Genomic DNA, 1,203 nt, shown 5'->3' on the forward strand with positions numbered 1-1,203 from the left:
AACCGCGCCAGATGGTCGCGACTGAGGCTGGCCGCAACCGCCATATTGTATTTGTCCCTGTCCAGGGAGAGCGCGCCGATCAACAGCGTGATATAGGCATCGCGCATTTCGCAACGGATCGCCTGGGCGATGCGGGCAGTATCCAGGCCCCCCGTGACCTGCTGGGTCGTCGGCCGTACGGCGCAGGCAAATAAAACCTGAGCGGCGGCCAACAATGCGGCCGCGCGGCAAATCGTTCTATACAGGCGCAAGTTTCCCCCCTGAGCCAATCCAGATTTATACTGGAAAGGCGCAGTAAATCAACAATTGCCAACTTGTGTCAATTGGGAGTTTTAGAAATTGTTAATTTAGAGCGTATTACCTGCGGTCTTTGAAGGCGGCATGGACGCGGGTGAATGCCGGTCGGGATGGGCTGCCGGCGCTAGCCTGCACGACGCACGGTTCCTCACCCCCCCCCATGAAATGAGGGCGAGGAACCCAAGTCTTGCTAAGTCACCCCGCCATGGCCAGCGGCACGGCGCTCTTGTTGGGGATCTGGATGTCGATTTCCAGCGTCGACATGGTCTCGCCGCGGTCCATCGAGACCTGCAGATAATCCTGGTCGATCTGCACATGCTTGGCGATGACGGCCATGATCTCCTCGCGCAGGATGGAGACGAGGTCTGGCTGGCTGCGGTTGCGGCGCTCATAGGCGAGCAGCACTTGCAGCCGCTCGCGCGCCACCGGCGCGCTGGAGCGCCGCTTGAAGATGTCGAGCAGGTTCATGCCGCCCTCCTTCCCAAAAGACGATCGAGGAAGCCCTTGCGCTCGAAGGGCACGATGACGGGCAATTCCTCGCCCTCCAGCCGCCTGGCGGCGTCGATATAGGCCTTGGCAGCGGAATTGAGCGGCTCCGACAGCGTCACCGGCGAACCGAGGTTGGAGGCGCGCAACACGTCCTGGCTTTCCGGAATGATGCCAAGCAGCGGCACCGACAGGATTTCCAGCACGTCGTCGATGGACAGCATTTCGCCGCGCGACGCACGCGCCGCATCGTAGCGCGTCACCAGCACATGCTTGGCGATCTGCTCGCCCTGCTCCGCCCGCAAGGTGCGCGCGTCGAGCAGGCCGATGATGCGGTCGGAATCGCGCACGGAACTGACTTCCGGATTGGTGACGATGACCGCCTCGTCGGCAAAGCGCATGGCGAGCTGCGCGCCGCGC

General features: G+C 62.3%; 2 protein-coding genes and 1 pseudogene. All 3 read right to left on the reverse strand.

All coding sequences use genetic code 11. From position 1 onward, the window contains the following. A partial coding sequence (locus tag EN906_RS34620; protein ID WP_164777634.1) for a hypothetical protein occupies positions 1–212 on the reverse strand: 212 nt, incomplete at its 3' end. A gap of 280 nt (positions 213–492) precedes the next feature. Continuing rightward, the gene (minE, locus tag EN906_RS34625; protein ID WP_024501686.1) at positions 493–765 is read right to left on the reverse strand and encodes a cell division topological specificity factor MinE; all 273 of its coding nucleotides are present in this window, start codon (positions 763–765) and stop codon (positions 493–495) included. After that, a pseudogene (locus EN906_RS34630) lies at positions 762–1,203 on the reverse strand (septum site-determining protein MinD); the annotation flags it as partial. The gene minE and the pseudogene EN906_RS34630, both read right to left, overlap by 4 nt.

Source organism: Mesorhizobium sp. M7A.F.Ca.CA.004.06.1.1 (assembly GCF_003999135.1).
GTDB lineage: Bacteria > Pseudomonadota > Alphaproteobacteria > Rhizobiales > Rhizobiaceae > Mesorhizobium.

Bases quoted from the DNA above. Each gene is read 5' to 3' on its own strand.
- minE (WP_024501686.1), bottom strand. From the start codon at position 765: ATGAACCTGCTCGACATCTTCAAGCGGCGCTCCAGCGCGCCGGTGGCG.